The sequence below is a fragment of the Thermococcus sp. genome (assembly GCF_027011145.1).
Classification (GTDB): Archaea; Methanobacteriota_B; Thermococci; order Thermococcales; family Thermococcaceae; genus Thermococcus.
Window position 1 is genome coordinate 33,888 of record NZ_JALVAO010000048.1, and the last position, 24,131, is coordinate 58,018.

General features: G+C 52.7%; 25 protein-coding genes and 1 other RNA gene. 16 read left to right on the forward strand and 10 right to left on the reverse strand.

The features are described from left to right. Positions 1-9: 9 nt before the first annotated feature. Genes MVG27_RS05800 through MVG27_RS05815 form a run of 4 tightly spaced genes read left to right on the forward strand, consistent with a single transcriptional unit; the run spans position 10 to position 3,137 of the window. The gene (locus MVG27_RS05800; protein WP_297548479.1) at positions 10-1,017 is read left to right on the forward strand and encodes an ABC transporter ATP-binding protein; all 1,008 of its coding nucleotides are present in this window, start codon (positions 10-12) and stop codon (positions 1,015-1,017) included. A 27-nt stretch (positions 1,018-1,044) separates the two neighbouring features. Continuing rightward, on the forward strand, positions 1,045-1,515 hold the full coding sequence (locus MVG27_RS05805; RefSeq protein WP_297548477.1) for a hypothetical protein: 471 nt from the start codon (positions 1,045-1,047) through the stop codon (positions 1,513-1,515). Continuing rightward, the gene (locus MVG27_RS05810) at positions 1,512-2,276 is read left to right on the forward strand and encodes an NAD+ synthase (protein ID WP_297548475.1); all 765 of its coding nucleotides are present in this window, start codon (positions 1,512-1,514) and stop codon (positions 2,274-2,276) included. Before MVG27_RS05805 ends, MVG27_RS05810 begins: the two co-directional genes overlap by 4 nt. Before the next feature lie 9 nt (positions 2,277-2,285). Continuing rightward, a complete protein-coding gene (locus MVG27_RS05815) occupies positions 2,286-3,137 on the forward strand; it encodes an EamA family transporter (protein WP_297548473.1) in 852 nt (283 codons plus the stop codon). Here MVG27_RS05815 and glnA read toward each other — a convergent pair. Then, positions 3,128-4,450, reverse strand: coding sequence for a type I glutamate--ammonia ligase (gene glnA, locus MVG27_RS05820; protein WP_297548471.1), 1,323 nt, complete (start codon positions 4,448-4,450; stop codon positions 3,128-3,130). The two genes, MVG27_RS05815 and glnA, sit on opposite strands and share 10 nt — an antisense overlap. Positions 4,451-4,673: 223 nt before the next feature. On the opposite strand from glnA, the gene MVG27_RS05825 reads away from it, so the two are divergent. The 4 genes from MVG27_RS05825 to rnpB all read left to right on the forward strand — a co-directional run bounded on the left by MVG27_RS05825 (position 4,674) and on the right by rnpB (position 7,368). Next, the gene (locus MVG27_RS05825) at positions 4,674-5,078 is read left to right on the forward strand and encodes a DUF61 family protein (protein WP_297548469.1); all 405 of its coding nucleotides are present in this window, start codon (positions 4,674-4,676) and stop codon (positions 5,076-5,078) included. A 5-nt stretch (positions 5,079-5,083) separates the two neighbouring features. Continuing rightward, entirely contained in the window at positions 5,084-5,362 is a 279-nt protein-coding gene (locus MVG27_RS05830) for a hypothetical protein (protein ID WP_297470003.1), read from the forward strand. Between the two features lie 34 nt (positions 5,363-5,396). Further along, positions 5,397-7,007 carry a hypothetical protein gene (locus MVG27_RS05835; protein WP_297548467.1) on the forward strand — a complete coding sequence of 537 codons (1,611 nt, stop codon included), beginning with the start codon at positions 5,397-5,399 and terminating at the stop codon, positions 7,005-7,007. A 39-nt stretch (positions 7,008-7,046) separates the two neighbouring features. Then, positions 7,047-7,368: RNase P RNA component (gene rnpB, locus MVG27_RS05840), an RNA gene on the forward strand. Here the strand turns inward: rnpB and MVG27_RS05845 are convergent. The 3 genes from MVG27_RS05845 to priL are packed head-to-tail and all read right to left on the reverse strand — an operon-like array spanning position 7,354 to position 10,440. Further along, a complete protein-coding gene (locus MVG27_RS05845) occupies positions 7,354-8,208 on the reverse strand; it encodes a DMT family transporter (RefSeq protein WP_297548465.1) in 855 nt (284 codons plus the stop codon). The two genes, rnpB and MVG27_RS05845, sit on opposite strands and share 15 nt — an antisense overlap. Then, positions 8,205-9,239 (reverse strand): DNA primase catalytic subunit PriS, encoded by a 1,035-nt coding sequence (gene priS, locus MVG27_RS05850; protein ID WP_297548463.1) that lies wholly within the window; start codon positions 9,237-9,239, stop codon positions 8,205-8,207. Before priS ends, MVG27_RS05845 begins: the two co-directional genes overlap by 4 nt. Next, positions 9,232-10,440 (reverse strand): DNA primase large subunit PriL, encoded by a 1,209-nt coding sequence (gene priL, locus MVG27_RS05855; protein WP_297548461.1) that lies wholly within the window; start codon positions 10,438-10,440, stop codon positions 9,232-9,234. The genes priS and priL overlap by 8 nt, the downstream gene beginning before the upstream one ends. Positions 10,441-10,649: 209 nt before the next feature. Between priL and MVG27_RS05860 the strand changes: the two genes are divergently transcribed. Genes MVG27_RS05860 through MVG27_RS05870 form a run of 3 tightly spaced genes read left to right on the forward strand, consistent with a single transcriptional unit; the run spans position 10,650 to position 13,711 of the window. Next, entirely contained in the window at positions 10,650-11,402 is a 753-nt protein-coding gene (locus MVG27_RS05860; RefSeq protein ID WP_297548459.1) for an ATPase domain-containing protein, read from the forward strand. Positions 11,403-11,444: 42 nt separating this feature from the next. Next, complete coding sequence (locus MVG27_RS05865) at positions 11,445-12,608, forward strand: hypothetical protein (RefSeq protein ID WP_297548457.1); 1,164 nt, start codon at positions 11,445-11,447, stop codon at positions 12,606-12,608. After that, positions 12,587-13,711, forward strand: coding sequence for a tripartite tricarboxylate transporter permease (locus MVG27_RS05870; protein WP_297556346.1), 1,125 nt, complete (start codon positions 12,587-12,589; stop codon positions 13,709-13,711). The genes MVG27_RS05865 and MVG27_RS05870 overlap by 22 nt, the downstream gene beginning before the upstream one ends. Here the strand turns inward: MVG27_RS05870 and MVG27_RS05875 are convergent, their stop codons facing one another. Next, positions 13,712-14,017 carry a DUF5748 family protein gene (locus MVG27_RS05875; protein ID WP_297548300.1) on the reverse strand — a complete coding sequence of 102 codons (306 nt, stop codon included), beginning with the start codon at positions 14,015-14,017 and terminating at the stop codon, positions 13,712-13,714. It lies immediately after the preceding gene. 90 nt (positions 14,018-14,107) lie between these two features. Between MVG27_RS05875 and MVG27_RS05880 the strand changes: the two genes are divergently transcribed. After that, on the forward strand, positions 14,108-15,298 hold the full coding sequence (locus MVG27_RS05880; protein WP_297548302.1) for a class I SAM-dependent rRNA methyltransferase: 1,191 nt from the start codon (positions 14,108-14,110) through the stop codon (positions 15,296-15,298). Between the two features lie 297 nt (positions 15,299-15,595). On the opposite strand, the gene MVG27_RS05885 is transcribed toward MVG27_RS05880, so the two are convergent. Continuing rightward, positions 15,596-16,339 carry a methyltransferase domain-containing protein gene (locus tag MVG27_RS05885; RefSeq protein WP_297548294.1) on the reverse strand — a complete coding sequence of 248 codons (744 nt, stop codon included), beginning with the start codon at positions 16,337-16,339 and terminating at the stop codon, positions 15,596-15,598. A 36-nt stretch (positions 16,340-16,375) separates the two neighbouring features. Continuing rightward, positions 16,376-17,638 carry a M20 family metallo-hydrolase gene (locus MVG27_RS05890; protein ID WP_297548296.1) on the reverse strand — a complete coding sequence of 421 codons (1,263 nt, stop codon included), beginning with the start codon at positions 17,636-17,638 and terminating at the stop codon, positions 16,376-16,378. A 106-nt stretch (positions 17,639-17,744) separates the two neighbouring features. Between MVG27_RS05890 and MVG27_RS05895 the strand changes: the two genes are divergently transcribed. After that, complete coding sequence (locus MVG27_RS05895) at positions 17,745-18,560, forward strand: MBL fold metallo-hydrolase (protein WP_297556348.1); 816 nt, start codon at positions 17,745-17,747, stop codon at positions 18,558-18,560. Here MVG27_RS05895 and glmM read toward each other — a convergent pair. Together glmM and MVG27_RS05905 are read right to left on the reverse strand one after the other, a co-directional pair. Next, positions 18,538-19,899 (reverse strand): phosphoglucosamine mutase, encoded by a 1,362-nt coding sequence (gene glmM, locus MVG27_RS05900; RefSeq protein WP_297549827.1) that lies wholly within the window; start codon positions 19,897-19,899, stop codon positions 18,538-18,540. The genes MVG27_RS05895 and glmM overlap by 23 nt on opposite strands. A 13-nt stretch (positions 19,900-19,912) precedes the next feature. Then, positions 19,913-20,320: a UPF0146 family protein gene (locus MVG27_RS05905; RefSeq protein WP_297549829.1), complete on the reverse strand. Its 408-nt coding sequence runs from the start codon at positions 20,318-20,320 to the stop codon at positions 19,913-19,915. 110 nt (positions 20,321-20,430) lie between these two features. On the opposite strand from MVG27_RS05905, the gene MVG27_RS05910 reads away from it, so the two are divergent. Together MVG27_RS05910 and MVG27_RS05915 are read left to right on the forward strand one after the other, a co-directional pair. Continuing rightward, a complete protein-coding gene (locus MVG27_RS05910; protein ID WP_297549831.1) occupies positions 20,431-21,456 on the forward strand; it encodes a TrmB family transcriptional regulator in 1,026 nt (341 codons plus the stop codon). A gap of 5 nt (positions 21,457-21,461) precedes the next feature. Then, positions 21,462-22,808 carry a glycogen synthase gene (locus MVG27_RS05915; RefSeq protein ID WP_297556351.1) on the forward strand — a complete coding sequence of 449 codons (1,347 nt, stop codon included), beginning with the start codon at positions 21,462-21,464 and terminating at the stop codon, positions 22,806-22,808. Here MVG27_RS05915 and MVG27_RS05920 read toward each other — a convergent pair. Then, the gene (locus MVG27_RS05920; protein WP_297556352.1) at positions 22,805-23,167 is read right to left on the reverse strand and encodes a ribonuclease P protein component 2; all 363 of its coding nucleotides are present in this window, start codon (positions 23,165-23,167) and stop codon (positions 22,805-22,807) included. The genes MVG27_RS05915 and MVG27_RS05920 overlap by 4 nt on opposite strands. A 72-nt stretch (positions 23,168-23,239) precedes the next feature. On the opposite strand from MVG27_RS05920, the gene MVG27_RS05925 reads away from it, so the two are divergent. Further along, positions 23,240-24,131: radical SAM protein (locus MVG27_RS05925; RefSeq protein WP_297556353.1), on the forward strand; the 892-nt coding region annotated here is incomplete at its 3' end.

Sequence of the window (24,131 nt, forward strand, 5' to 3'; positions counted from 1 at the left end):
TGTTGGAAGATGGCCGAGCCGATACTCAAAGTTGAGAACTTGAAGAAGTACTTCCCGCTCAAGAGGGGACTCTTAGCGAGCCTCCGCGGTGAACCTCCGCGCTTTGTACATGCGGTTGACGGGGTTAGCTTTGAGATTTACAAGCAAGAAGTCTTTGCGCTCGTTGGTGAAAGTGGCTGTGGTAAATCTACTACCGGAAGGCTTATTGTTAAGCTTCTTGAGCCCACTGATGGCAAAATCTACCTCGAAGGACAAGATGTTACAGAGATCAGAACTAAGGAGGAACTGCTTGCATACAGAAGAAAGGTTCAAATGATATTCCAAGATCCATTTGCATCTCTGAACCCACGTTTCAGGATTTTTGATGTTCTTGAAGAGCCCCTTCTTATTCATGGAATCGGTGAAACCAGAGCTGAACGTGAGGAACTTATATACAAGGCCTTGGAAATGGTCAAAATAACACCCCCCGAAGACTATGTCAGTAGATTTCCACACATGCTCTCAGGTGGCCAGAGACAACGCGTTGCCATAGCTAGGGCCCTCATCTTGAATCCTACTTTTATAGTTGCTGATGAGCCTGTCTCGATGCTTGATGTTTCAATTCGTGCAGAAATCCTTGAGTTGATGAAAGATCTAAAGGACAAAATGGGCGTCACGTACCTTTACATCACCCACGACCTCTCAACGGCGAGGTACTTTGCAGACTGGATTGCCGTCATGTATCTGGGAAGGATTGTTGAGATGGGGCCGGCAAAGAGAGTCATTGACAACCCACTTCATCCATATACGAGGGCACTACTTGCTGCAGTTCCCGAGCCGAAACCAGAGAGAAGGAACGTTATTAAAGAACTCCCAATCAAAGGTGAAGTTCCCAGTGCAGTAAACATTCCGCCCGGCTGTAGGTTCCATCCGAGATGTATCTACGCCAAGAAGGGTCTCTGTGACGTTGAACAGCCAAAGCTCATAGAATACGAGCATAACCACTTTGCTGAGTGTCATTTGGTCGGTAAATTCTGATTCCTTTCTTTTTTATGGTGGTGCCATATGAGTGAGATTTTTAAATTGCTTTTCAGATCAAGGCTCTTTGTTGTCGGTCTTTTGATGTTGCTTCTTGCGATGATTCTATCGGCTGTGGCAGTTTTTCAAACTGGACATCCACACTACTCTTCAAGCGGTGTACTCGGCCCTGGAAATTACACTCTAGGCAACTATACATTCGAGACCAAATATTTTTATCTAAACAGAACCCTTGAGCTGAGCTCTCGAAACGCAACTGTTAAGCTCTCTTGGGGCAATTTCACAAGAGTTTACAATTTGAGTGGAAATTTCACATTCTCTCCGAATAATCAGCCCAAGGTAATGGTTATTAATGGGACGGTCACTTATACATATCGAGTAAAGGGTGTAAGTTACCCTTACTCTGACTTGGCAATACCCGCGGCAATCCTTGCCTTTGCAGGAACAGTTTTCCTCTGGGTTGGCTATGTCAATGCCTTCAGGGGGAGGAGAAAATGAGAACGCTGGACTTTAACATCGTAGTTAATACAATTACGGACTTTATACGGGAAAAGGTGGACGAGGCTAAGGCCAGTGGTGTTGTAATCGGGGTAAGTGGTGGAATCGACAGCGCCACAACATCTTATCTTGCCGTCAGAGCTCTCGGAAAGGAGCGTGTTCTCGGCCTGATAATGCCATACTACCAGAATAGGGACGTTGAGGACGCCAAGCTTGTTTGCTCTTCCCTCGGAATCGAGTGCAGGGAGATTAGCATAAAGCCCATCGTGGATTCCTTTGTAATCCAGCTCGGATTTCAGCCGGATAAGCGTTCCCTCGGTAACATAATGGCCAGAATGAGGATGGTTCTGCTCTACGCCCATGCCAACGCCAAAAACTACCTCGTCCTCGGAACTAGTAATAGGAGCGAGTTCCTGACCGGCTACTTTACCAAATGGGGTGACGGTGCAAGTGATTACGCACCGCTTATAAACCTCTACAAAACCGAGGTCTGGGAGGTAGCGAAGCTTCTTGGCGTTCCTGAGAGAATAATTGAAAAGAAGCCAACAGCAGGCCTCTGGGAGGGCCAGACCGACGAGGACGAGCTGGGGATAAGCTACCGCCTCCTCGACGAAATCCTGTGGAGGCTCGTTGATTTGAAAATGCCAAAGGAGAAAATAGCAGAGGAACTCGGAGTTTCAATCGAGAGGGTAGAGTACGTTGAAACCCTCGTAAAGAAGAGCGAGCACAAGAGACGACTTCCGACGGGTCCAAGTTTCTGAGGTGGACTCATGAGAAAGGGCTATCTCCTCGTTTTTCTCTCTGCCTCAATGTGGGGAACCCTCGGAATCTTTGCAACGTACATATACCGATATGGCGTTGATTCCTTCACGATGGTCTTCTGGCGTGTCCTTTTTGCCCTCATGATTCTGGGTGCTTATGTCTCAATATTCCTCCGCGAGAGTCCGTTTACGCGCGAGAATCTGATGTTCTATGCAGTTTACGGCCTCGTTGGGGTTTTTGCCTTCTACACCCTCTATTTCTACACAGTAAAGATTTCCTCGGTTGGCTTTGCGGTGCTCCTCGTTTACACTGCCCCCGCTTTTTCGGTAATCCTCGGCAGGTTAATCTTCAGGGAGCCGATAACCACCGAGAAGGCAATAGCCCTGGCTATGGTTCTCATTGGTGTTCTCCTCGTGGCCGGCAACGTGGACTTCAACGTGAACAAAATCGCCATCCTGACGGGAATAGCGACGGGCTTCACCTACGCCCTATACGGCGTTCTGGCCAAGTTTGGCGTCAGGAACGAGAGACCGGAGAGGGTGCTCTTCATGACCCTGCTCTTTGGTCTGCTCTTTTTGGCCCCATTTTCAAAGTTCTCGATACCTTTTGGTGCGGTTCCCTACGTTCTGGGCCTCGCTTTCTTTCCAACGTTTCTCGGTTATACCCTCTACAACCATGCCCTCAGGGAGGTGGAAGTCAGCAGGGCGAGCATAGTGGCAACGGTTGAGCCTGTGGTTGCCATAGTTCTGGCATATGTCCTTTTCGGGGAGGCGCTAACACCACTCCAGCTCCTCGGCGGGGCCCTCATAATAGGGGCCTCAATACTGGTTCATGTAAGGGAAGAAAAGGGTCAAACGTAGAAATACCTCTCGAGCTCCCACTCCGTGACCTTCTTCGTTTCAAGGGGGAGCTCCTTTGACTCCAGATAGGCAACGTATTCGTTCCACTCCTTCTCCTTGTATTTGATGAAGTTCTCGTAGGCCCCGCCAAGTGCTTCCCTGACGACCTTATCCCTCTTGAGCTCTTCCAGAGCTTCCCCGAGGCTTCCCGGAAGGGTCTCGATGCCGGCTTTACTCCTCTCCTCCTCGCTCATCTCATAGACGTTGGTCTCAACGTATGCTTCTGGCTCGAGCTTCCTTTTGATTCCGTCGAGTCCGGCTAAGAGTATGGCCGAAAATGCAAGATACGGGTTTGCACTTGGGTCCGGACAGCGGTACTCTATTCTCGCACCCTTGCCCCAGAACGCCGGAACGCGGATGAGCGCACTCCTGTTCCTGTAGCCCCAGCTCACGTAAACCGGGGCCTCGTAACCTGGAACGAGGCGCTTGTAGCTGTTCACCGTCGGGTTGGTGAGTGCCGTTAGGGCTTTCGCGTGCTTGAGGATTCCGGCTATGAAGTGCAAAGCAGTCTCGCTCAGCCCGTCCTCACCGATGAAGGCGTTCTCTCCGTCCTTCCAGAGGCTTATGTGAAGGTGCATTCCGTTGCCCGGGAATCCATAGAGGGGCTTTGGCATGAACGTCGCGTAGAACCCCCTCATCTCGGCTATGGCCTTGACGATGTATTTGAAGCTCACGATGTTGTCGGCCGTTTTTAGGGCCTCGTCATAGCGGAAGTCAATCTCGTGCTGGGCCTTGCCGACCTCGTGGTGAAGCACCTCTGGAACGAGGCCAAATGAGGGCATGTAGAGGGCTATCTCCCTTCTCAGCTCCCTCGCCTTGTCGAGGGTTACCAGGTCGAAGTAACCGCCGCTGTCAGGTATGTGGAGCTCCCAGGTTCCGTTCTTTTTGAAGAGGTAGAACTCCGGCTCGGGCCCGATGTAGGCCTTGAAGCCCTCCTTCTCGAGCTTTTCAATAGTTCTCTTCAGAACTCCCCTCGGGTCGGCCTTGTAGGGTTTTTCGTCCTTGTAGATGTAACCATAAACCCTTGCTATCCCCTCCCACGGAACTTCAGAGTAGGTGCTCGGGTCGGCCTTGAAGATGAGGTCGCTGTCCTCTATGCCCTGGAAACCCGGAATTGAGGAGCCATCGAAGGATATTCCGTCCTCCACGGCCTCTTCGTACCGTCCTATGGGAACCTCCATTCCCTTGGGAACACCGTTTATGTCCACGAATATGAGCTGAAGGAACCTCGGGCCTTTCGTCTCAATTCCGACAGGCTTTGCACTTTCGTTCATTTTTTCCTCACCTTTTTGTTTGTTTGTTCAATTATTTCCGCTAAGTGCTGAACAGATACTCCTAATTAACTCTTTCCCTTGAATTTTTGAAAACATGACGAAAACGGGCGTGAGGGCTTTATCGTTTTGCCATAAACAGGTCTATTCTTCAGTCCATTTTATGGAATATTGACAAAAAAATGTAAAACAATGTTTATGTTCCGTGACTCGAATTGACACCCGTATGAACATGGAAAACGCCCTCATAAGGGAAATCTACCGCATAAACAACCACCTCCCGGCAAGGCGACCAACTCTGGCACAGCTCCTGGAGCAGGAGGAACCCTCCGTTCGGCTCAGGGATGGCAGTAGTCACTCCTTCAGGAGGGCCGAGTTGGAGAAAATCAGGGCACTCGTAGACCCCGGCGACGAAGAAAAGCTCCTAATACCCATAGTCCTTGAAATAGTGAGCGACTTCAGGGGTTATTTCCGCGTTAGGGGAAGGGTCGCGGTCAAGGTAATTGACAGGTTGCTCGACTCTTACGACCCCCTCGACGAGCCCGAGGAGAGGCTTTATCCCCGATACCTCCTCCCGAGGGTCAGGCGGGAGTTACCAACGACGACAACCTATGCATTCATATCGGAGTGATTGAAATGGACGATAAGAGAGTCTTCCTCAACTACCTCGCCTTTACGGTGCCTCACGTAACGGTTTTCGCCGGTGCGATTTTTGGGATACTTGTCCTACTTGGGATTAACAAGCTCCTTGCCCTTGGAGCCTTTGCCCTCCTCTACGGGATAATGCTGTTTGCGATAGGGCTTGTTGCCAGGGAGCACTTCTCGGGACTGGGGCTCTATCGTCTTTACATCCTGTTCTCGGTTTCCATAGCCATCTCGGGAGGGGTTCTGCTGTACCTCGCCATCAGAGGGTAAATTTAAATTCGAAAAGCCCCTATTATTCTGGGTGGTGATTGTGAAGAGGGTTTTGCTTATTGTCCTCATGCTAACCTCGATGTTCCTCCCCTTTGCAAGTGCCCAGTTTGGGACAATCTCGGTTACAGGCTCTATAACGGTTGTGCGCGGTGACTACAGTGAGGGGACTCTAACACTCACCAACAATGCGGGGGTTGTTTATTCCGTTGTCAGTTTTCAGACGTTCTGGGTTGAGGATTCCCAAGGAAACCGCGTTGATGGGTTCAATTTCACCATGTTTCCAAAGGTTTTCCCCAACTGGGGAAGGGGCCAGTCCAAGGTCGTTGAATACAATCTAACCGTTGCGAAAAACGTTCTACCGGGCAACTATACCCTCTACCTCCGCTTTATAGCGACTTACTCCGGAGAGGTCTACATACTGAAGGCCAAAGTTCCCGTTGAAGTCCTTGCATCTCCCCTGACGTTTACGAGTGCCTACTACTACGTTCCCGGGAGGGGCGACGTCCCGAACGTTTTTCTCGGGGAGAACGTTACGGTCTATTCCCACGTTGTCAACATCGGACACTTCAACGTCACCGTCGAGGTATTTTCGGCGCTTAAGAATGATGGAAAAGAGTATTCCGTTGTTTCCAAAAACGTCACCGTTCCCCCTGGGGATACCCTGATAAAGCTTTCCCTTCCGGTCAAGTGGAGCTACCCAGAAGGTAACTACACGCTCGTTTACCGCCTCTCTTATGGTGACCAGAGTTACGTCTACACAAAAAAACTGACGGTATCGTTGGGTGTTAGACTCGTCGGCGTCTCCGTCGAGAAAGAGAGTGCTTTGCTTAACGACACCCTCATGGCATACGTCACTGTAATTTCTGAGAGAAGGGTTAGTGCAACTCTCTCCTGGGTTTCCCTCTTGAATGGAAGTGAAATCTTCTCGACTAGAACGAGGACTTTAGAACTTTCACCCGGAACCGATGTTGTTTCCATTCCGCTTCCCACTTCCAAACCCGGTAAAGTTTCGACGGTTATAGGCCTATCCGTCCACGGTTGCTCCGCGGGAAACGAAACGGTTAGTTATACAGTTTATGCCCCGCCCTCCATAGTCTCGTTGGGCTCGAAGTTAATCAACTCAACCCTTGAGCTCAGGGTATTGCTCCTCAATCCAACTCCCCAGACAGTTAGCGGGACGCTTGAATACAAGGTTCTGGCCAACGGGACTTCCCTCTATTCTGACGTCCTCGACGTTACGATTCCTCCGGGCAAAAAGGAGCTTTCCTTTACGTTCACTGTTCCAACGGGAACAAATGTTACATACTCCTTCAAGCTTAAGGCCCTCGGCAGGACGAGCGTTAAGGAAGGCAGTCTCTGGGTTCCTGCACCTAAGCCCAAGCCTTCACCTACGGAGACCGAGACAACAACTACCACTTCTCCGAATACGACAACCACAACCGAAAACGCAAGCGGTGGAGGTTTCCCTTGGTGGCCCGTTGTTGGACTGTTCCTCATAGCCCTTGCAATTCTTCTCTACTACCAGAACCGGCCAAAGGAACGGAGACCCAGAAAGGGCCCGAAGCGTCACTCGCCCCTCGGCAGGTTCAAGAGGCCGAAGCCCCCGAAGTTCCAGGAGAGGGACTCATTACCCAAGAAAAGGTAAACCAAACCTTTTTATTCTCCATTCTCTACTCTTTTCTCGGCGAGGGGGTCGGGGGCCCTCGGGGTGCTCCCGAGGAAGTTCCGCCCACCGCACCGGGGCCGCGGTGCCGCAAGGCACCTCCCGAGAGGGAGGGCAACGGCGCAGAAACGACACGGCCCCCGGGGAATGTGGATGACGCGTGCGAAGGGCCCGGCGACGGGCACCGAGCTAACCCGCAGACAATCCCGGGGGATGCGGTGAAACGGCCGTCCCGCGGGGTGCAAGGCCGAGGAAGGGGCAATGAGTTCCCGGTGCGAGCCCCGTGGTAGGCCGCTCAGTCGAATGCCCCCTTGATACAGAAGGCGGGCTACGACCCCCTCGCCTTAACCAAATTCATGGCCGAAGCAAAGAGTATCATCGCGCCTCCAACTATTGTTCTCAACCCGGGCACCTCCCCAAAGACCAGAAACGCGTATAAAATAGCGCTCAGCGGGTCCAAATAACTCAGCAGGGATGCATCTTTCACCTCAACCACTTTGAGCCCGTCCATGTAGAGGTAGAGGGCAAGGACGGTGTGGACTAATACGAGAACTCCAATTGCCCACCATACGGGATTCCCGGCTTTTTCCACGGCCATGAAAGGCAACAGGACCAGGGTGGCTATCGAGAGCTGAAGGAACGTCAGGCTTTCCCCGTCAACATTGCGAAGGAACCTTCCAATGTTCGGAATCAGGGCGTAGAATATTGCTCCCAGAAAAGCAAACACCACCCCAACGAAGTCCCCATCTGAGAGGCTGGCCCTCTGGGAAGACGCTATGAGGAGGAGACCCATGAAGGCTGTTCCCAGGCTTACCACGTTTCTCTTGTCGAGCCTCTCCCCGAGAAAGCGCCACGAGATGAGCGTCGCCAAAACTGGTGCTGTGTAGTAAACCAAAACCGCGTTCGCTATCGTTGTGTGGTTGAAGGCCGTAAAGAGGAAGACCCAGTTCAGAGCTAAAGCCGTCCCGAGGGCCAGTAGGGGCAGAACGTTTGGTCTGAAGGCTCTGAGGGTTTTTCCAAGTTTTCCTCTAACCGCTAATAGGAGAAGCAGTGCGAGCGCCCCGAGTGAAACTCTAAAGAACGCAACTCCTAACCCCGAAAGCCCAGAGAACCTGCCGAATATCCCAACGCTTCCCCATATTAGCATTGCAACCGCTATCTCAACCTTTCCCCTAAGTTTCATTGCGAGCTCTCCCACTCCTCGTAGGCTTCCCTTACTTCCTCTTTCCTGAACTCTGGAACTGCGTCGTTGAAGGGGTTGAATTTCTCAAGCTTCTCCTCATCGGGGCCGATGTATGTGGCGATGAGCCCTACCTTCGAGTGCAGGCTCGAGGGCAGGCGGAGTATTCTTTTAACGTCCACGGTAACGCGCCCGTCGAAATAGGCCTTTGAAAACGTACCCGATATCGAGAAGAGCCTTATGAGGGTTTTGTATCCTACGCCACTTGGGAACGCCGCTAGAAGACCCCTCTCCACGAAGCTCTTTACGATTCTCTCCCTGCTCTCTTCGTTCAGTATCTTCCTTGCAATGCCCCTCTTTATTCCAGCGCTTACCAAGTGGTTCTCGTTGGCGCGCTTTATGAAGTAGCCGAAGCGAAGCCTGAAGACCCTGAAGTAGCCGGAGGAGAGCATGATCCTCCTGCTCATGACGTCCTCGTAGGTTACATCCTCCGAGGCACTGATGTAAGCCAGAATCCTCTCGCGGGCCTTTGCGTCCAGTTTCAGTGCCCACTCGTCGAGAACCCTGATGTGGTAGCCCCTGCCCGAGTAGACAACGTGGACGTTTTCAAATCCAAAGTCCTCCTTCAGGACTATCAGCGTGTCCCTTGCGAGTTCCTTGGCATCTTCAAGGCAGAGTGGACAGACCTGACCGCTCGGGTGCCTGTCCTGGCATCTTCTCAAAGGCAGGTCCTTCGCGTCTATGTCGAAGACGAGCTCCGCCCCGAGCCAGCCCTCCATCTCGGCGGGCTCTCTGTAGAGCGCGACGGAAGTGTATATCGCGTAGGGCGAAGTGGCTTTAACGTAGTCCTCCAGGTCCCTTACGTCGGTGAATATATTCTTCCTGTCGCTCGGCCCCTCGCCGGTATGGTCGAAGCCGAACTCACGCCTCTCAAGGCTCTCCAGTATGAAGTCAGGTATCCTATCCGCTTTCCATTCGGTTCGATAGTAGAGCTCCCTCTCCTCCCTGCTGGCCTCTCTCAGGAGTTCAGCCACCGTTATCTCCCCCCTGGTTTTCTCCACTTCTCTCTTCCCTCGCGAGCCTTCTCAGATAGTACGTCAGCGGGTTCTTAATTCCGCGACAGTGCTTGTCCGGCTTGCAAAGCTGGGGTGCGTTGGCCCTTATCTTGTCGCAGTTCGGCGGGAAGTACCATGTCGAATTCCCACTGTCCTCGAGGGTTGGTTTATCGGTCAGGCCGAAGCCAAGGTGGTACCAGATGTTCTTTATCTCGTGGGGCTGGTCCTCGAAGAGCGGTGGCCTACAGCGGTTTCCTGCCTCTATGATGACCGGGAGTATTTCCTCCTCAATAACCTTCAAATCGCTCACGCAGTCCTTAATCCTGACGTCTCTCCTGGGTGGATTTGGGCAGAGGCGCGCGTAGCTCAGGAAACTCGTTAGAAGAACAGTTATGGCGTAGTTTCTCATTCCGGCGGGGACGCCTTTCAACGCCTCCTTGACGCAGGGCGGGAAGAGGTCAAAGCGGAGCGGTTTGGCACCGACTTTGCCGAGTTTTTCAAGCCTCTCCTTGAAGTACTCCCCGGCTATTTTCTCGAGCTCCCCCGCGAGTTTCTCGTAGAACTCCGGCAACTCGTCCCTGACGTCGGATAGTAGGCTTACGGCCCTGTCAAAGCGCCTTTCGAAGGCCATCTCCCAGAGTTTTAGAGCGTCTTCCCAGCGGAGGTAAGCATAGCCATCCCTTATGTAGACCTCCTTTAAGGAGCCCTCCCATAGGCCAATGAACTCGCTCAGGGGCATTCTGTATTTGAGCCTGAGTTTCTCCCTCTCTTCCTCGGGAAGGCTCCTGTCCATGGCCCTCTCCAGTATCTTCCTGTCCCTTTCGGGGATTCCACTTGCCGGTTCGACCTTCAGAAGGCTTTCCTCAAGGGAACCCTTCTTCCTTATCCTCGCGCGGTAGAGTTTTGAAGTGGCCTCCCTCACGAACTCAACTTCGAGGCCGTAGGGGGAAAACGCTAGGGCACCGAGGAGGGCGTAGAACCGGAACAAATCCATGAGCTCATCGAGGGGATCAACTTTGAGGAGTTCTTCGGGGGGTTCTTTTGAGTTAAGCCTCCACTTGACTAGGAATAGGGGTTCTTCTGGACTAATACTGTTAGGAATTTTTTCTAACAATGTTAAAATATCCCCAAATTCCTTTTTTATAAGCTCTTGAGCCTCTTTTCCGAAGGGGTCAAACATGATTTCACCGTTTTCACTTTGATTTTTTCAATAAAACGTTTCCGCTATCTAGTCATTATCGGGAATTTGATAACAGTATCGTTGTAAATCTTCCATTAAAAAAAACTTTAGTTCCTTTATCTTCCAAAAGTTTTATATCTACAAAACCACAAATTAGCTATAGGTGGCTTAAGTAGAGGTAGATACCAACAACCATCATGGTGATTCATATGAACAGAGAAGTTTGGCAAGTCCGCAGAGTCAAAACCGGAATCCCCGGTTTTGACGACCTCGTGGAAGGAGGATTTCCCGAGGGAACCACGGTTCTTGTAACCGGTCCTACCGGAAGCGGTAAGACGACATTCGCAGTTCAATTTGTTTATAAGGGGGTTGAACTTTATAATGAACCTGGAGTCATAGTAACACTCGAGGAGAGGGCTCAGGATTTGAGAAGGGAAATGAGGACTTTTGGTTGGGACATAGAGCGGTATGAGAAGGAGGGAAAGATAGCCATAGTTGACGGTGTAAGTGCCGTTGTTGGTCTTCCCTCCGAGGAGCAGTACGTTCTCGAGGGTAATCTCAACGCTGAGGACTTTCTTAGATACGTTTACCGCGTCGTTAAGGCAATCAACGCCAAAAGGCTCGTCATAGACTCTATTCCTTCCATAGCCTTCCGCCTCAAGAAGGAGGAGGAAATCAGGGAGATGCTCCTTCAGCTCAACACTATCCTCCTTGAGATGGGCGTCACCTCAATCCTTACAACAGAAGCCCCTGACCCGAGCAGGGGCAAAATCAGCAGGTATGGTGTTGAGGAGTACATCTCCAGAGGTGTTATCCTACTGGATTTCATAGAGAGGGAAGTCGAACTCAAGCGCTATCTGCTGATCAGGAAGATGCGCGAAACGAGGCATTCAATGAAGAAGTACCCCTTCGAGATAACCGAAGAGGGCATAGTCGTCTACCCGAGCGGGGAAATCTATTAGCAATCGAAATTTTTTTAAGTTCTTTTCTCTTTACTTTAAATAATGGTGTTAAGAAAAACATTAACAATAGTTTTACTGTCATCTCTCATCTTCGTTTCAATCGCCCTTAGTCGTTACTCTCCTGAGACCGATTCCTTCACCGGTCTTTGCGTTTATTCCTCGGATTCGTTTTCCGTCCTGTACAACGGTTCCGTTAGCCTTGCCCTCAGGGAGCATTTGGAGCTCGGCAACGTCTATCGGGTGGAGGGCAGGCTGAGGAAGACCAGCCGGGGCCCGTGGATTGACGCTTCCTCGATAGTTCTGGCAAATGTGACCTTCCCCCTCGAACGGGTTGAGGGTGCCTACTGGGTAACCTACTACCCCCAGCTCCTGACTCCAGCCCGAGTTCGCCTCGCCTACCCACTTAACGTTTCCAAAGGGGAGCTGGTGAGGGTTTATGGGCTCAGCTATGGGGGTAGGTTCTACCCATTGAGAGTGGAGGAACTTGGCCATTCCAAGGAACCAAGAAACGGCATGCCATACCCCCTCGAAGGCGTTGTTCTCTACGGGGGAAATCCCGCAACGCTCTGGAACGGGAGCAAGGCTTTTCGCGTTTACCTGCCCCACGGTCTCTCCTTAAAGCCCGGTCAGAGGGTTAGGGTTCTCGGCATCGTTAGGCTTTACTCAACGATTACCCTCTACGTTGATTCAAGCGAGGAAATCCGGGTTCTCGGTTACTCTAAGGTGAAACCTCTTAACTTGGCCGGAATCGGGGAGATAGCGACCGGAGAATGCCTCGTTATTGGGAGAACCTCCCGCTATCTCAGGCTGGACTGCACATCGCTGAAGCTTTACGGGTTCTCTGCCAGGGTAGGGGACACCGTAAAGTTCACCGCCCTCAGGAGGAAGTCAAGTTTGCTCTGTCTTAACTGCACCGTTTTAAGGCCCCGGGAGGAACTGCCCAACGCAATCTGCTCCTTTGAAGAGGGCAATTTCGCTAGAATCTCGGGAAGAGTGGCGTGGGTTAAGGTCTATAAGAACGGCTTTGGGATTGCCAACATTACGAACGGGAGCTGTTCCATTCTCCTAAAGCTCCCTTCAAGGCTTGAAGTGTCCCTTGTGGAAAACGAAACCATTACAGCTTACGGGTCTTTCACAACCTACAGGGGAAGACCAGCCTTTGAAGTTAGTTCAGGTGACGACATATGCTCAGGGAGACACTGCTAGGCCTTTTACTCGGAACCTTAACCGGAATAACCCCCGGAATCCACGTGAACACGCTGGCCTCCATGCTGAGGGACTTTGGCTTGAGTTCCGTTGTGCTCTTTGCTATGGGACTAACCCACACTTTCCTCGACGCTTTGCCCTCGACGTTTCTCGGAGTTCCCGATGAGGGAACCGCGCTGGGGATTCTGCCATCCCACAGGCTCGTTATAGCTGGAAGGGGTATGGAAGTAGTTAGGATAGCAATCCTTTCGAGCTTTCTGGCGGTGCTTTTCTTCCTTCCGCTGATTCCCCTGTATCTTCTCCTGGCACCTTACTACAGGCCGGAGATTGGAAAAATGGCCGTTGTTTTTCTTATTTCCTTCCTCGTGTTTACCGAACGTAGGGCAAATCGACTTGGTGCCCTCTTTATAATCCTTCTCTCGGGAGGTCTCGGCCTGCTAATCCTCTCGCTGAATCTAAAAGAACCCTTCTATGCTCTCTTCACGGGCCTATTTGGAGTCCCCGTAATTGTTTCTTCACTTTTCTCCGGGGTCTCTGGCGTTGAGCCGGGAGATGCCGAACTCAGGATAAGGCCCTCAAGGCTCGTCCTGTTCTCCTTCATCGGGACGCTCTTCGGCATGCTGGCCTCTCTCCTTCCGGCCTTTACGGCCTCCCAGGCGGCCCTCCTAGGCTCTTTCCTTTCAAAGGAGGAGCGTTCTTTTTTGGCAGTGGTTTACTCCGTGAACACCTCCAACTTCCTCTTCGCCTTCCTCAACTTCCTCGAAACTGGAAGAACGAGAAACGGAATCGTTGCCATGATGGAGCCCCTTGGCCTCAAAGCACTCCCCGGTTTTCTGCTCGTGGCCCTCTTCGTTGGTCTTTCAGTTCTCGTTTACGGCGAGTTTCTCGCGGGCCTCTTTGCCGGTGCAATCTCACGTGCGAACTACAGGATTGTCAACGGGGCCGTCTTGGCCTTCCTCCTTTTCCTTGCCTTGAGCTTCGACGGCCTTCCTGGGATTCTCGCGCTCGTGGCTTCGTCAATAGTCGGCTATCTTGCCCTTCTCCTCGGGGTAAAAAGAACGAACTGCATGGGAGCCTTGATGGTTCCCCTTCTACTCCGCTAGTCAGGATTTTTCCTTTGCAATCTTCTGGAACTCGGAATAGTCTGTGACAATCTTCTTTCCGTCGAGGGTCTCAAAGTAGATCTTCTTGACCTTGACCTTTTTAACGTCGGTGTACTTCATCTCGGGCGGGTCATAGGAACCGGGCTCAACGACCTCATCCTCAACGACGTAAGTTTTAAGCTCCGGCTGGCCGACGTAGCGCCAGACCTCGTAGAAGACCTTCGGCTCGAGGTGGATTTCGTCGTCGAGCTCTATCCAGTCGGCGCCAATCTCTTCCAAGAACTCCTTTATAACCTCGAAGTGCATAGAAACCACCGGTCTAATATAGGTCTCCGGGGGTTAAATACCTATCGCCGGTTTTTTAAACCCCTTTGCGTAGCGACTCCGGTGGTGAGAATGGCGAGGGTTATAGTTGACGCTCAGGCCGCGAGGGCCATCGGAAAGGGCGCGATGATAGTCTTCAAGAAGGGTGTGGTGAGAACCGAGGGCGACTTTGAGCCCGGTGACATCGTTGAGGTCTACACGCGCGGTGGCAAGTTCCTCGGGAGGGGTTTCGTTAATCCGAACTCAAACATAATGGTCCGCCTGCTCATCAAGGACAGGGAAACGCCCATAACGAAGGAACTATTCCGCGAGAGGATTAGGAAGGCCAACGAGTACAGGAAGAAGGTGCTCGGCTACGATAAAGCTTACAGAATGGTTTACGGCGAGGCCGACTACCTTCCGGGCCTCATAGTTGACCGCTTCAACGAGATTGCATCGCTCCAGATTTCGAGCATTGGAATGGAGCGCTTCAAGCTCGATTTGGCCGAGGCAATAATGGAAGCTGAACCAGAAATCGAGACCGTTTTCGAGAAGAACACCGGGCGCTCAAGGCGGAGGGAGGGTTTGCCCGAGATAGAGCGCGTCCTCCTCGGAAAGGAGAAGTACAGGACGATAATAGAGGAGGGCAGGGCCAAGTTCATCGTCGACATGCGTGGCCAGAAAACCGGCTTTTTCCTCGACCAGAGGGAGAACAGAATAGCCCTTGAGAAGTACGTCAGGCCCGGAATGAGGGTCCTCGACGTCTTTACCTACACCGGTGGCTTTGCAATCCACGCCGCCGTTGCCGGGGCCGAGGAGGTTATTGCCGTTGACAAGTCCCCCAGGGCCATAGAAACCGCCAAGGAGAACGCCAAGCTCAACGGCGTCGAGGACAGGATGAAGTTCATAGTAGGTTCGGCCTTTCCAGTCATGGAGGAACTCCTCAGAAAGGGCGAGAAGTTCGATATCGTAATCCTTGACCCGCCTGCCTTCGTCCAGCACGAGAAGGACCTCCAGCGGGGACTCAGGGCTTACTTCAACGTCAACTACGCAGGTTTAAAGCTCGTTAAGGAGGGTGGAATCCTGGTTACGTGCTCCTGCTCCCAGCACGTTGACCTGCAGGCCTTCAAGGACATGGTAATCGCCGCGGGGGCCAAGGCCGGGAAGTTCCTCAAGATGCTCGAACCATATAGAACTCAGGCTCCCGACCATCCGATTCTCATGGCCTCGAAGGACACCGAATACCTTAAGTGCCTCTTCCTATACGTAGAGGATATGAGGTGACTTCACGCCATTCCAAAACCTTAACCTTTATTTACTCCTCGGATACACTTTTATACGGAGAGGTTTATGAGTTTAGGGGAGACTCTTCCTCCTTGGGCTTTAAGCAGAATAAGGGATGAAGAGCAAAAGCTTGAGCATAATCGAGGGAGTAGAAGCAAAGACGAAGACCTTTCCAAAATCTTGCTTAGGGGTTTTAAGAGACTGATCAAGAAGCTGAGAAATTGGAGTTGATAATTCTGGGACGATGACGAGAAAGCACCTCCTCTGAGCGGTGAGGAGACGCCCACGGTCCGAGTCCTATAATTTTAAAATCAGGCTGTGCCTCCACCTCGTCCCGGCCCTGAACCTGACGTCCCTGATTTCGTACCCTAGTTCCTTTCCCCTTTCCTCAATTGCCCTGAGTAGCGGTTCCTTGTCCGGCAGAAAGAGGGCGACTTTTCCGCCGGGCTTCAAATAATTCAGCGCTTCTTTGATAAGCCTTATGGAAAACTCCTCACCGTACTTTCCACCCCCGAGACCTTCCCTCTCCGTCAGAACACCTCTGGTGGGTCTCTTGTAGTAGGGCGGGGCGGAGAAAACGACGTCAAAGGACTCCCCCTCTGGAATAACACCCCTTATTATCCCCCCGTTGCTCCTGATTAGCCTCACCCGGGCGTTGTTCCTCTCGATGTTCCTCCTCGCGTATTCAAAAAACTCTTCATCGAGCTCCGTTGCTGTAACATTACAGCGGAAAATCTTCTCGGCAATCAGTGCCATTAGGGCGGTATGCCCGGTTCCTACCTCCAGAACCCTCTCACCGCCCCTCAGGAACGTCTTTAAGAAGAGGTAGCGCGATACTGGTGTCGTGACGAGTCCCCGCGGGTGGTACTCAATTTCGAGGCCGAAGAGCGCCTTTGCCACCGCCCTGTTGTAGAGGATTCTCGCCCTCCTGTTCGAGAAGTCGAGCCTTCCGCGCTCGTCGAGGTATTCTCTAAGTTCGGGGAACAGCTTGACCGCTTCCTCTATCGGCAGTCCGAGTTTGCCGTCCTTCCAGAGAACCATGGTGAAAGGTGGGAAACGGAAAGAAAAGGTTTTCGCTCAGCGTAGCATGAGGTAGGCCATGACCTTCGCGTCTTCCACCATGTTGTCTATCTTCGCGTACTCGTTGGGCTGGTGTGCCGTCTCGTCTAGTGTTGCCCACACCACCGCGGGGATTCCCTTTTTCCTGAAGAACGCCGCAAAGGTTCCTCCACCTATTCCTCCAACTATCACCTCCTTCCCGCGGAGCTCCTTTATGGCCTCCTTCAGGAGTCTCACGATTTCGCTGTCCGGGTCAGTTGGGGGCGCCGGGTCGGCCCTCTGGAGTATCTCAACCTCGACCTCCGGGAGAACCTTCCCGTTAAGCTCCTTCCTGTATCTCTCCTTCACTTCACCGGCGAGCTTTTCAACGTCGCTCAGAATCTCGTCGAGGCCATAATCCGGCAGAACCCTGCAGTCAAAAACCACCTCGTGTTCTCCCGGGATTATGTTGGGGCTATCTGCGGGGTTTCCACCCATGGTCGGCTCAAAGGTGCTCTCGGGTGGGTCAAACAGTTCATTTTTCTTGTTGTACTTTTCATGGAGAAGCCTGTCAAGGTTGTAGGCCAAATCGAGGGCGACGCGGTGGGCGTTTAGTCCCTTCTCGGGCATACTCGCGTGGACCTGCTGGCCCTTGACTTTGAGCCTGAACCAGAGTATTCCCTTCTCGGCAACCTCTATGAAGGTTCCCTCCTCGTTTCCTCCGTCGGGAACGAGAACGAGGTCGTTTTCCCTGAAAAGCTCAGGGTGGTTTTTCATCAGCCAGTCTATACCGTACTTGCTTCCGGTTTCCTCGTCGCTGACGAAAGCCAAAATTACAGTCCGCTTCGGCCTTATCCCGAGGTTCATGAGTGCTTTGACTGCGTAGAGGGAAGCCACCAAACTCTGACCGTTGTCCTCGCTTCCTCTACCATAGACCTTTCCGTCCTTAACGACCGGCTTAAAGGGCTCCGTAACTGTCCACTTGCTCAAATCCCCGGGCGGAACAACGTCGAGGTGCGTTAGAATCCACAGCCTCTCGCTTTCCTCGCCCTTTTCGCCGTAGTAGTAGGCCAGGATGTTAGGCCTAACGCCGTTCTTGGCCCTCTCGTCTGGGGCGTTGTAGACCTCAACCTTGTCAAAGGGCCAGTCCTTTATTATCTCAAGTAACTTCTGGGCCTTGTCGTATTCCCCATCATAGCCGTAGTCAGGGCTTATCGCCGGGATTTTTATGAGTTCGACGAGGGTCTTCACCATCTCGTCCCTCAGGTTCTCGACCTCTTTCGCAACCCTTTCGAATTCCATCGTAACCACCGGGTTTACTTCTCCGGGGAGCTTAAACCGGTTTCGGAGCGCTTATATACCCCACCGCCTAAAGCCTACCGTCCGCAAAGGAAATGGAGGTGAGGCGGTGATAGAGATAACCTTCCTCGGGAGCGGTGGAGGGAGGTTCATAACAATAACCCAGTTCCGCTCCACGGGGGGATTCCATATAAAGGCGAGCAGGAACGTCTACGTTGACCCCGGGCCCGGAGCCCTGGTGAGGAGCTGGCGCTACAAACTCGATCCAAGAAAGCTCGACGCAATCTTTGTGTCGCACAGGCACGTCGACCACTGCAACGACCTTGAGGTAATGGTTGAGGCCATGACTGGTGGCGCGCTGAAGAAGAGGGGGACGCTTATAGCATCGAAGAGCGTCGTTTATGGCGATGAAACTCACACTCCCGCGATAAGCAAGTACCACATAGACGTCCTTGAGAGCGTCCACACGCCGGAACCGGGCAACAAGATAGCGATAGGCGAAGAGGAGTTCCTTATAACCCCGAGCCAGCACTCTGACCCGACGACGATTGGCTTCCGCATGAAAACGGCCTACGGCGACATCTCCTACATTCCAGACACGGCCTACTTCGATGGGCTCGTTGAGTGGCACGACGGGGCGAGGCTTCTCATCGCGGCCATAACTAGGCCGAGGGACATGGGGATTCCATACCACCTCAGCACGGACGATGCCGTTGAAATGCTCAAGAGTATGGAGAAAAAGCCCGAAGTTCTGATAATGAGCCACATAGGAATGAAGATGCACTTCGCCAACCCCTACAAGGAGGCCAAGTACATAGAAACAGTAACTGGCGTGAAGACCTACGTGGCCAAGGAAGGGTTTAAGGTCATGGTGAATAGAAAGGAAATAGCCGTCAGAACCCTCAGGCCCGCGCGCTTTGTCTGAGCTTTTCCACCTCTTTTACCACGGTCTTATAGGCAAGTTCAAAGAGCTCATCCCTTCTTTTCTTGCTCGGCCCCTCGACGACCACGCGAACCTTCGGTTCAGTCCCGCTGGGCCTCACGAGAACCCATGAACCGTCCCTCAGGTTGAAGCGGAAGCCCGAGATTGTGAGCACTTCCCTGATTTTTCCTCCGAGGCTTTCCTCAAGCTTTTTCATTGCATTCTCAACGACTTTGGCCTTGAACTCGTCGGGGCACGGAACGTTCTCCTTCCGGAGGTAATACACCGGAATCTCGGAGACGAGCTTTGAGAGCGGGCCGTTCTCGTCAATCATCTTAATAAGGAGTGCCATTGTCACGAAGCTGTCAATCCAGTTGCCGAACTTTGGATGGACGAGCTTCCACGGTTCGCCGGCAAAGATGGCCTTGTAGCGCTTTATCCCGTCGTGGGGCTGGCCGAGGGGGACCCTGACGACCTTCCCCCCTGCCTTTTCGACGACCTCGTCAATCCTCGAGCCGGTGTTTATCGACGTGACAACAACCCCCCCACCGTTTTCCTCAACGTAGTGCTTGGCGAAGAGCGCTATTACCGTGTCCTCGTCTACGTAGTTGCCCTTCTCGTCAAAGATTGCTATCCTGTCAGCATCTCCGTCCTGGGCTATTGCCAAATCCACCCCGAGTTCCCTTACCAGTTTCCCGAGGTAGGCTATGTTCTCGTATCTCGGTTCGGGCTTCCTCCCCGGAAAGTGGCCGTCAACATGGGCGTTTATGCTTATAACCTTCGCCCCCATCTCCCGGAGCAAATAGGGAGCCAGAACGCTTCCCGAACCGTTCGCTCCATCGTAGAGCACCTTAAGGTTAGTCTCGTGGTTTACGAAGTCGAGGACCGCTTGAATGTAGTCCTCTATCACGTCGAGGGGTTTGACAGTCTTAATCTCGTTCCACTCCGCCTTCCTGAACTTCCCGGAGAAGATTATTTCCTCAAGTTCTTGCTCCTGCTCCACATAGAACTCGGTTCCATCGCCATTGAAGACCTTTATCCCGTTGTCCGTCGGCGGGTTGTGGCTTGCGGTTATCATGACACCTGCATCGCCGTGTTCCCTTGTCGCCCAGGCCAGAGCCGGCGTGGGGATTAAATCCGCATCGAGAACCTCCATTCCGCTCGCGAGAAGGCCTGAAATGAGGGCGTTTTTGAGCATTACGCTGGAAGTTCTCCCGTCGCGAGCAACGACGGCCTTTCCGCCCCTGTAGGTCCCGATGGCCATGCCGACCTTCATTGCCAACTCGGGGGTTACCTTCTCCCAGAGCCTGCCCCTAATCCCAGCCGTGCCGAAGAGTTTCATACCATCACCGGCTCTATTTTGTTCGTGGCTTATAAACGTATATCGCGAGGTTGCCATGGTTGATGAGCCTGAACCCCCTTGGAACGGTGTCCCCGCTCAGGGGCAGAATGACCACCGGAATGCCCGTTCTGTGGCTTAGCTCGGCGATTGGCCTCATTATCTCGGGCGTTGGTCTAACAGAGTACAGAACCACGGCATCTCTGTAGAGCTCCAGCCTCGGGCTGAACAAATCGTCCCTTACTGCGTTTATCCCGAGCCTTCTCGCGTTTTCAACGGCCTTCTCGTTCCAGTCCACAGCTAGAACGTCGTAGCCGAGTTCCATGAGCTTTAGTGCCACCTTCGTCTGAAATCCTATTCCGAGTTCCACCGCTTTCCCCTTTGGAAAGTTTTTTGAGATGAACTTCGCCATTCCCTCCAGCATGTTCAGAGTTCTGGCTTTCACTTAAAAAGTTAGGCAAAAGCTTTATACACTCTCGGTGAGTATATACCACTTAGAATGAACAAACTAACGCTGGTGAATAGGTGACGGAAATGAGGGAGGAGGAAATCGTTGAGAAGCTTCAAAAGCTCGGTCTGACCAAGTACGAGAGCTTGGCATACATAACCCTTCTCAAGCTCGGACCGAGCAAGGCCACTGATATAACCAAGGAGAGCGGTATTCCACACACTCGCGTTTACGATGTCCTCAGCTCGCTCCACAGGAAGGGTTTTGTTGATGTAATGCACGGAACTCCAAGGCTCTACCGCCCGGTCAACCCAGAGGTCGTCCTTGAGAGAATAAAGGAGGAGTTCATAGAGGACATTGAGAAGCTTAAAGGGGCCTTTGTTGAGCTCTATAAGAAGACTCACGGTCAAGACCTGCCGGAAATCTGGACGATTCTCGGATTTGACAACACCCTTGAGAGGGTTCAGCACATAATAAGGACTGCCCGCCACGAGGTTCTAATCAACACCCCCTACGAGTTTCTGGAGCTCCTCAGGAGGGACATAAAAGCCCGGAAGGACATAGTGTTCGTAATTGTAACAAACGTTCCGGATGAAATCCCGGAGTGGCTTAAAGCAGATAACATTCTACTCGCGAGAACCGGCGGTGCCCCCTGGCTTATGGCCAGCTGGATAATAGGAGATGCGGACTACGCAATATTCTTCGGTGCCATTCCAAAGGACAAGCGCAGGGAGAAGTTTTACTCCTTCTGGGCCAAGAGTCCTAGAGCAGTCTTCCAGTACATGCACTGGTTCTACACGATTTACTTCGACAACAGCGAGATCGTTAAGCCCCTGAACTACGAGGCCCTTCCAAAGCCCCTGACACTCGTCAACATAAGGACGCTGATTACAATCCTCAAACAGGTCGGTCTTCCGAGGGAGGCCGAAATCACCGGAAAGCTCGTAGATACCCGGGAACCCATCGAGCTTCGGGGAAAGATTGTTGACTACGAGTACACCCCGCTGGTTGCGAACGTCACAATCGAGGCCGGTGGCAACCGCTGGAAGGTCGGTGGGATAAGCAGTTACGTCGAGGACGTTGAGGGTGAGAAGTTCATACTCCTCGAGTGATGCCTATGCGCGTTCTCATGCTCTCCTTTGAATACCTTCCAGTCAAGGTGGGTGGCCTGGCGGAGGCAGTTACGAGCATAGGGGAAGGCCTTGTGGAACTCGGCAACGAGGTCGTTGTCTTCACTCCCGACCACGGGAGGAACCTGGGCGAGCACCTATTTTCCTTTGGGGTTGCATTTGAGGGCAGGGAAGTCTCAATAACGGTGAGAAAAAGGGAGCAGAACGGTGTCACGGTTTACACTCTCTCCGGGGACGTTCTTGATACCGATGTTTACCCCGACTGGGAGACCCTGCTCAGGAAGGCGGTCCTCTTCGGTAAGGCCTCCGTCGGTTTGCTTAACAGCATCGTTGAGGCCTTTAAGCCCGATGTAATCCACGCCCACGACTGGCACACCGTTTTTGCCCTTGGATTGCTCAAAAAGTACTTCCAAGTTAGGACCGTCTTTACAGTTCACAGGCTTAACAAGGCCAAGATTCCTGCCTACTACTTCCACGAGGCCAACTTGGGCGAGCTCGCACCTTATCCGGACATAGACCCGGAGCACACCGCCTGTTACATAGCCGATGCGGTCACAACGGTGAGCAGGAGCTACCTCTGGGAGGAATGGGAGTTCTTTGGAAACTTCGACGGCAAAGTAACGCACGTTTTCAACGGCATCGACTGCTCTTTCTGGAACGAGGAACTCCTTGAAAACGCAAACCTCCCGAGGGAGGAGCGGAGGAAGAGAATCCTGGAGAGCTTCGGCCTCTCCGATGGAAAAGCCTTCATGTTCATCGGCCGTTTTGACCGCTCCCAGAAGGGTGTTGATACGCTCCTAAGGGCGATAGAGATACTCTCAAGTGACCCGGCCTTTGGGAACATGCGCTTCCTCATAGTCGGCAAAGGTGACCCAGGCCTTGAGGAGTGGGCGAGGGCCGTTGAAAACCGCTTTCCAGAAAACGTCAGGGTAATCACCGACGTGCTTCCAAGGGAAACCGTCCGCGAGCTCTACGGTTCGGTGGACTTCGTGGTTATTCCCTCCTACTTTGAGCCCTTTGGCCTCGTCCAGCTTGAGGCGATGTGCCTCGGGGCGGTTCCAATAGCCAGTTCCGTTGGTGGGCTTAAGGACACGATAATAGACCTGAATGCTGACCCGGAGAACGCCACCGGAATACTCGTCCCGCCGAGAGACGCTTTCGCACTCGCGAGGGCCATGATTTCGGCGAAGGAACTCGATGAAAGAACCCTTGAAAGGCTCAGGGAAAACGCAAGGAGGAGGGCCAGAAAGGACTTCACGTGGGAGAACGCCTGCCGGAGGTATCTCCTCGTCTACGAAAACGCCGTGGACAAGGCGGTTCCCTTCCTCCGCTAACGCCAGCCGTATTCGGCCAGAAACTTCTTTTTAAGCCTTTTTATCGTTCCTGAAACGCCGAGGGTTCTGAAGATAGCCTTTGAGCCGTTTATTTCCGTCACGAGGGTGAGGGCGAAGCGGAGTTCTTCGACGTGCTTCCTGTCAACTCTGACGATGCCCGTCTGACTCTTCTCGTCGAACTTGATGAACCACGGCTTCGCTTTAGCGGAGCCGAGAACGCCGAGAGTCGAGAGGCTGGCCTCCCATACGGCCTTCTTCACTTCCTCCTTTCTGAAGGGCCTCTCTCCTACTAGCTGGAAGGCTATGTAGCGGTGCTTCTCGCGAAGCGTTGGGGGTAAGTACTTCGGCTTCTCCCTCATAGGCATCGGACAACTTTGCCCGCCAACGTTTTTAAGGCCTATCCCGGGGTTAGGATTAGCGGGGTGAGAACTTTGGTCTGGGAGACGCCGTACTTCTCATACGCCGTTCGCGAGTTGCCGAGGGGCTGTCAGCTCTGCGTTAGAGGAGAGAAGCTCGTCCTCTTTACTACAGGTGCATGCCCGAGGGACTGCTTTTACTGCCCCCTGAGCCCCTGGAGGAGGGAGGATGTTGTTTACGCCAACGAGAGGCCCGTGAAAAGCGTTGATGACATCATCGAGGAGGCAGTCATTCAGGAGGCCAAAGGGGCCGGGGTGACCGGCGGTGACCCGATGGCGAGGCTTAACAGGACCGTTGAATACATCAAGGCCCTAAAGGAGGCCTTTGGAGAGGACTTCCACGTCCACCTCTACACCACCGGGGCTCTGGCGACTAAAAAGAACCTTGAAAAGCTCTACGATGCCGGTTTAGATGAGATACGCTTTCACCCCGACCTCTTTAATCCGGGCCCAAAGCTCTTCGAGATTGAGATAGAGAACATAAAGAACGCCTTCGACTTCGACTGGGACGTTGGTGGTGAGATTCCCTCCGTTCCGGGCCAGTTCGAGAGGATGAAGTGGTACGCCGAGTTTCTTGATAAGCTCGGGGCGAAGTTTCTAAACGTGAACGAGCTTGAGTTCAGCGAGACAAACCTAAGGAACCTTCTCGACAGGGGTTACAGGCCCATAAGCGACGAGAGCTCGGCCATAAAGGGCTCCCTTGAGCTGGGCCTTAAGCTCCTTGAGTGGGGTGAGGAAAACACCTCGCTGAGTTACCACCTCTGCACCGCGAAGCTCAAAGATGCCGTCCAGCTCAGGAACAGGCTTAAGAGGATGGCCAAAAACGTGGCGAGGCCCTACATGGAAGTAACTGAAGACGGAACGCTCCGCTTTGGCATCGCGGAATACGAGGATTTGGATGAGCTCT